The sequence below is a fragment of the Paenibacillus sanfengchensis genome (assembly GCF_036864765.1).
GTDB classification, from domain to species: Bacteria; Bacillota; Bacilli; order Paenibacillales; family Paenibacillaceae; genus Fontibacillus; species Fontibacillus sanfengchensis.
Genome location: NZ_JBAGJC010000027.1, coordinates 21,882 through 28,563, shown reverse-complemented (window position 1 = coordinate 28,563; position 6,682 = coordinate 21,882). Strand labels below are relative to the sequence as shown.

General features: G+C 51.6%; 5 protein-coding genes. 3 read left to right on the top strand and 2 right to left on the bottom strand.

The annotated features are described in order from the left end of the window. Positions 1-320 precede the first annotated feature (320 nt). Positions 321-1,373 carry an IS4 family transposase gene (locus tag V4U84_RS26555; protein WP_334076942.1) on the top strand — a complete coding sequence of 351 codons (1,053 nt, stop codon included), beginning with the start codon at positions 321-323 and terminating at the stop codon, positions 1,371-1,373. Positions 1,374-1,751: 378 nt separating this feature from the next. Here V4U84_RS26555 and V4U84_RS26550 read toward each other — a convergent pair whose 3' ends face one another. Beyond that, positions 1,752-4,004, bottom strand: coding sequence for an MFS transporter (locus tag V4U84_RS26550; protein ID WP_334076198.1), 2,253 nt, complete (start codon positions 4,002-4,004; stop codon positions 1,752-1,754). A gap of 196 nt (positions 4,005-4,200) precedes the next feature. On the opposite strand from V4U84_RS26550, the gene V4U84_RS26545 reads away from it, so the two are divergent. Then, complete coding sequence (locus V4U84_RS26545; RefSeq protein WP_334076199.1) at positions 4,201-4,917, top strand: response regulator transcription factor; 717 nt, start codon at positions 4,201-4,203, stop codon at positions 4,915-4,917. After that, on the top strand, positions 4,907-6,004 hold the full coding sequence (locus tag V4U84_RS26540; RefSeq protein ID WP_334076200.1) for a sensor histidine kinase: 1,098 nt from the start codon (positions 4,907-4,909) through the stop codon (positions 6,002-6,004). Before V4U84_RS26545 ends, V4U84_RS26540 begins: the two co-directional genes overlap by 11 nt. A gap of 57 nt (positions 6,005-6,061) precedes the next feature. Here V4U84_RS26540 and V4U84_RS26535 read toward each other — a convergent pair whose 3' ends face one another. Further along, positions 6,062-6,655 (bottom strand): GNAT family N-acetyltransferase, encoded by a 594-nt coding sequence (locus V4U84_RS26535; protein WP_334076201.1) that lies wholly within the window; start codon positions 6,653-6,655, stop codon positions 6,062-6,064. Positions 6,656-6,682 lie beyond the last annotated feature (27 nt).

Sequence of the window (6,682 nt, the reverse complement as noted above, 5' to 3'; positions counted from 1 at the left end):
AGGCACTAGCATTGCATTAAACCTGACACAAGAAATTAACGGAACAGTATTTACTAAATATGTTAATTTATATGTTATTTTCATGGAATAAAATAAAAAAAGCTCCTATTGTTGAGTTAGATGCGTTACCCATAACTCATCTCAACAAAAGGAGCCAACCATGGGTAACATACACAATTTATCTGTGATTCGTCAATGCTTTTCTTATATTTCTGAAGAAAATTTTAGCTTTCCAATTTCCGATCATCGTGTTCGCAAGCTTACTACCTTAAAAAGTATCAAGTTAATTTTAGCCTCCCAACTCGCTAAGTGGGATTCTTATGAACACATTTCTCAAGCCACTTCGAACAAGCACAACGCTGCAGGAAAGTCTGGAACTATCCAGCATCAGTAGTTCTCAAATCTCCAGGCGTCTAAAGATGATTCCTACCGAGATACTCGAAGGTCTATTCCTTGAACTCATCGGCAAGGTCAAGCAGAAAGCTCCATCGGAAATCAAGGGCACACAGATTCGGATTATCGACTCGACTTGTCTAAGACTTCCGGCGACACTGGCCAACTGGGCGTACGTAACCCGTGACCACACTCAAATCAAAATTCATGTTCGAGTCTTGGTTTTGACTAAAAATGAAGAGAAAGAGGTCATTCCTGAGAAGGCCATCCCTACTACGGGGAATGTGAGTGACTACGAAACCATGAACTTTCTGGTCGAAGATGACGGCACAATATACGTGATGGATCGCGGTTATGTGAAGTATAAACAGTTCGATACTTGGCTAGAGCAAAAAGTTCAATTCGTAACTCGAATCAACGAAAAACATAGGGTTTGGCAGGTGGAGCAAGAGCTGCCGGTTCATCCGGATTCAAACATCATCCGAGATGCTATCGTTCAATTAGGGAGTGCCTTTCGCAAGACAGAGAATTCTTTACGCCTTGTAGAGTTTTTGGATGAAAAGGGGCGCAAGTATCGTCTGGCTACTTCGTGCTTTGACCTAAGTGCTGAGGAAATCGCGGACATCTATCGGCAGCGTTGGCTGATCGAGCTATTTTTCAAGTGGATGAAGCAGCATTTGCGATTAGTGAAGCTGTATAGCTATGATCCTCAAGGGATAGGGAACCAGATCTTTATCGCTTTGATCGCTTATGCTATGGCCATGCTCATTCATGTGATCAGTGGAACCCGAATGAGTTTGTGGGAAGTGCTTCAATCACTTCGTCTTTTATGGGAGAAACCTAATTTGCTACTTGAATCCGAGCTTCATCGAAGGAGTAAAAGCCAGAACAACAAAGGGCGTCAAAGGAGTACAAAAATGTACAAGGAACCGCCTATTATGAACACATCGGTTGGAATGATCAAGCCAAGAAGAAAATGAAGCTGAGTGAAGAGGCAAAATAGAACAAAAAGTTAATATCCATAAAATGGAATAACGCATCTATTTTCTGACCCCCTTCATTTTTTGGCCAATTACTTAAAAATCGATATGGAAAATAATTACACAACATCTCTGTAAGCCATCATGTAAGCTTTGGTGCAATGCCAGTGCCCAAAAGGCCGCTATTGGGGCGAACGCAGGTAAAATTACGGGCGTCGGATCCAGTTCACCAAACGCCGCTTCTTAAGTCGGCGAATAAGTTCAAAATGGCCAGCATCTAACAACCCTTAATCCTTTACTTTCGCAAAATCAACGTGGCCAATCGGCCTTATGACCTTATCTGATCCCTTGAGTTCCCGTAACGTTTCTCCTTACCCGCTAAGGATTTCGGATGCCGATATCGCGGATCAACACGGCCCCCCGGGACGTTTGATCGAAAACGAAGGAGATTTGGCTCAACCGTTCCGGTCGAAAATCCGGATTGGCCGCCCTCAAATCCGCCATCCGGATTGAAAAGTTTTGAAAAACCGGTTCTTTGGTCGGCACAGCTTTTGTAAACGGCCGCTTAACGATGTTGCTCTCGAACATCGGCAACAGGGTTCCGCCGCTGCTTAGCGGGACGGATGCAACGTTCCCGTACCCGTCTTCAACCTGAACGCTCAAATCGGTTAATTCCCCGGAATCGGATTCCCTTTTACCATCGTCCACGTCAGCTACGGAAAAGACAAAGGCGCTGTCGGCATCCGCCGCCGGCCCCTGCTTCGGCAGCACGATCGTATAGGCCGGGACGCCGGATACCTCTGCGCTATCCCACTCAAGACGCACGGCGCTATTATACAGGTCGGGGGCAAACTTCATTTTCACTTTTTCTTCTCTCCATTTTTTCAGAAAAGCTCCGGTCGCTCGCCCGCCGGGAAACGTTGTGGAACCGAGATCAAAATCTTCATCGAAACCGGCAATGATCGTCGTATCGGCATCCAGATAGTTGGCGATATACATTGTGTCCGGCAGCCAATTCAGGGCATAGCCGAGATCCTGGAACACGGTCCGGTACTCGCTTTTACCGCTCAATGTCGCTTCGAGGAACGCGGAGATCAGCGTTTTTCCGGCCTGAAGCTGTTCCTCTTGCGGCATTAGCTGGGCCGTATTGTACAGCTTGTTGCCGAGTCCCGGAGCGTCCTTTCTTCCCCAAACGGTGTTGAATTGCCCGTGATTGGCCCCGTAAATATAAACCGACGCCTTGAAGTAGTCGCCGCTGCCCGTAAAACCGGTCCGGCTGTACTGACTCGCTCCGTCAAATGAGGAGACGTCCATGTCATGGGCTCCTTGCAGTGCCAGATAGTTCGTGTCCTGCAGACGCGTCGGATGTCCGGCCGGTTTGTACTGTCCGTCCGTACCGGCGATCGAAATGACGGACCGGATGCCGAAACGATAGTCGAATTTAATATTTCCGTCTTCCGGATATGCCGGAAGTTTGTTCAACGCCGCAGCCAGGGCGACCGCTTCGCCTCCCCGGGAGTGACCGATTAGCGCGATTCGGCTCATATCCGCCTTGCCGTAAAACGGATTTCCCTCCGTCTTGGTCCACTTGTCCCATACCTTCAGATGCTCCAACAGCAGCAGGGCTCTGGCCGGATTCTCCTTCTCCGGCGTGCTGAACATGAACCAGTCGTCAAACAGCGAAGTATTCAAAAAATTTTCGTCGACGGAAACGAAAATATAGCCGCGGCTAGCCAGCAATTCGCCCAGATAAGCGTAGCCGGGATCCGAATATTCGGTCGCCGTGTGATTACCGTGGACGGCGATCACGAGCGGAAAAGATCCTTTCTCCCGCGGATACCATACCGTTCCGTTCAGGGGCATCCGCTCGGGCCCGAAGCCGAACGTCTTTGTCCGGGTGGAAGACCATTTGTCCACGAAAGCCGTGCCATCTACCTGTTCGGTCACTAGCGAATCGGGCCGGTTGAACTCCTCACGGTAGCTGTTCTTACTGCCGTAGGTAAGCGTGAGCACAGGGTACGCCCCCTGTTCGGCCGGGTTCTCCATCGTAACAGGGTAGCGGTCCGCCGGCTTTACAACCGATAATCGGTACGGCTTGGCCGCATCCCCGCTCCCGTCACCCAGAAGCCAATACCCACCGATGCCGGCAAAGATCAGCAGCGCCGCCGCCAGCCCTCCGACACCCGTTTTGACCGCGAGTCCCGCTTCCCGGTACGTCCCCGCCCTCCACCGGAAGACAAGCGCCCCCAGCGCGGAACAAGCGATGGTAATCGTGAGCGCCACGAGAACCATCAATGGTACCGGGCCGATGAACGCCAGGAACATCAGGATGAACGAAACGGAGGCCAGCCAAAAATAGCGCGAAGGCATCCGCTTCACCAAGTGAAAGACCGCGGCCACAATACCGGTCGCTAGCACGACCGCAATAAGGAACAGCAGCGTCCCGAGCAAAAAATCGCCGGGTCCGCGCGAACCCAGCAGAAGATATCCCTGGGTGAAGTAGGCGATGACTGCGGCAGCCCCTAACAAGAGGGAAGCACCCTTCCATCCCGGAGAAAGCGGCACGGCTTTTAACTTTTTCCCCGCCCGCCGACGCACCTCTACCTCAATATCCCGTAACTTTTGTTCCATCCGCCAACCCCTTCTCCCTGTTTCATAGTTAAATGCTTTACATCTCCACAGGTTGAATTATAAAATCCTTCGCTTTCCCCCCACTTTCCCATTCCTTACATTATCCTTACAACGCGGCGAGAGACGAAGGAAATCGGTAAATGAGACCGAACTACAACAGCTAAAGAAGATTCCAGGGGAGGACGGAGGGTCAAAAATGCGAAAAACGATTCTGCTGGTCGATGATGACGAGGATATCGTCGGTTTGCTCAGATTGTTTTTGGAACAGGAGTACGAGATTCTGGAGGCGCATGACGGTCAGGCGGCCACGGAGTTATTCTCCCGGACCGATGTAGACCTGGCCGTTATCGATATCATGATGCCGCGGCTCGACGGCTTTCAGTTGCTGCAGTGGATTCGCGGACGATCGAAGCTGCCGGTCATCATCCTGTCGGCGAAGAACGAGGATATCGACAAGATCGCCGGGCTGGGACTTGGGGCCGACGATTTTATCGCCAAACCGTTTAATCCCTTGGAAGTGGTGGCGCGTATCCGCGCTCAGCTGCGCCGAACCTATGAGTTTAACGAAATCCCGGAGACGCCCGAAGAAATAACGGAAACGCGGGTCGGTGATCTGTCGCTGCATCACGATTCCTGTATGCTCTACAAACGCGGAAAGCCCATCGCGCTCAGTGCGCTCGAATACCGGCTCCTGAAGTTGTTTATGGAAAGCCCGGGCCGCATTTATACGAAAAAGCAAATCTTTGAAAGAGCGTGGGACGATGAGTACATCGCCGACGATAATGCCATTATGGTGCAGATCAGCCGCTTACGGGATAAAATTGAGGATTCTCCGCGCGAACCGGTTTATTTGAAAACGGTGCGGGGCCTAGGCTATCGTTTCGCCAAAAAGGAGGAGCTGCATGCGAAGTAAACCGACGATATTCCGTACCCTTGTTCGGAATTATATTTTCTTTTCGCTAACAGTCGGGGCAAGCGTCGCATCCCTGCTGATTTATTTTGTGGAACGGACGGACCGGTTGGCGGAATCCGGGGGCGGGACGAGCGCGGAAACGTTGGCGCTGTTCTGGAAGGCGCTCGCGGAGACGGGATTGCTGTTCCTGGTGCTGTTCGGGATCAACGTTTTTCTTTACAGCCGCCTGACTGCGGTCAAGCTGACGAACCCGCTCGGCGACATCGTCGCGGGAATCCGCAGCATAGCGGGCGGGCATTATCATGAGCGGTTGCGGTTCGAAGCCGAATACGAGTTGGCGCAGATCCAGGAAAGCTTTAATGCGATGGCGGAAAAGCTCGAGAAGGCGGAGAATGAAAAACGTCTGCTGGAGGAGAGCCGGCGGCAGATGCTCGTCGACATATCCCATGATTTGCGGACGCCGATTACGACGATCCAAGGGTATGCCAAAGCGCTTCAGCTCGGCATCATTGCAGATGAGGAGAAGAAGCAACGCACGATCAAGCTGATCTGTGACAAGACGTACCTGGTTGCCAAGCTGATTGAAGACGTGTTCGAGTTATCGAAGCTGGAAGCTCCCGACTACCCGGTAGCGAAGGAGCCGACCGACATGGCCGAATTTCTCCGGGAAATCGCCGTCACCTTTTACGATGCGTTTGAAGAAAAAGGATTCGTGTTTGACACCGAAATTCCCTCCGACGAAGTAATTGCGGAGTTCAACACCACGCTGCTGTACCGGGCCGTATCCAACCTGCTGGCGAATGCGCTGAAATACAATCCGCCGGGAACCCGTGTCCTTATCGGACTGGAAGATCACGGCGAGACTGTCCATATCGAGGTCACCGACGACGGCATAGGCATTCCTGGACCGTTGAGGGACAAGGTGTTCAACACCTTCGTTCGCGGAAACGCGGCCAGAACCAGCGACGGCGGCACGGGCCTGGGTCTTGCCATCGCCAGACAGATCGCGGAAAAGCATGGAGGTTCCATCTCGCTGGACGAAGATCAGTACGTTACACGCTTTGTGCTGGTGCTTCCGAAAAAGTAAGGCGCAGGGGATCAAGAATGTTCAGCAGAGTTAAACGCCTTGGGGATAGACTCGTCTCTACCCCTTCCCCCGCTTCATATATATGCGTTCGTTAAATCCCGCCAGTTTGGGGAGCAGGCGCTGTTTTTTACGCTTGATCACGGTATACCCGAGTTTTTCATACAACCGGTAGGCGTTGGTGTTCGTATCCACCACTTCAAGGATAAACTCGTCAAAATCCAGCGTGGCGATCAGGTGGTTGTTGAGCAACGTGGCGATCCCGCGTCCTCTGGCCTCCCGGGCGGTGGCCACCGACTCGAAGTAGCACTGGCGGTCGTTGAAATCGAGCGGTTTGCCCAGCTCTCCATACAGCACCTTGTAGATAAAAGAACCTTTAATTCGGCCGAATTCTTTTTGAAATACTCGTTTATCGAACGAGAACGCCCGGTTCCGGTTTGTGGAATAAGCAAAAATGCCAAGAACCTTGCCGTTTTCCACCGCCGTATAGAACTGATCGCCGACAAACGTATGCCTGAGCGCTCGGGCCAGCCTGGTTTGGTCTTTGGACATGAACTGTAGCGAACGTAAAAAACCGTCCGTAAAAATTTCAACGGCCTGGTCCCATCCGGACGCGTCGAGATCCGCCAACTTTTTAATTGAAAGGGATTCCATTCCTCTCTCTCCTTTTCGCAGCTTTCC

Bases quoted from the DNA above. Each gene is read 5' to 3' on its own strand.
- V4U84_RS26535 (WP_334076201.1), bottom strand. From the start codon at position 6,655: ATGGAATCCCTTTCAATTAAAAAGTTGGCGGATCTCGACGCGTCCGGA.
- V4U84_RS26545 (WP_334076199.1), top strand. From the start codon at position 4,201: ATGCGAAAAACGATTCTGCTGGTCGATGATGACGAGGATATCGTCGGT.
- V4U84_RS26555 (WP_334076942.1), top strand. From the start codon at position 321: ATGAACACATTTCTCAAGCCACTTCGAACAAGCACAACGCTGCAGGAA.
- V4U84_RS26540 (WP_334076200.1), top strand. From the start codon at position 4,907: ATGCGAAGTAAACCGACGATATTCCGTACCCTTGTTCGGAATTATATT.
- V4U84_RS26550 (WP_334076198.1), bottom strand. From the start codon at position 4,004: ATGGAACAAAAGTTACGGGATATTGAGGTAGAGGTGCGTCGGCGGGCG.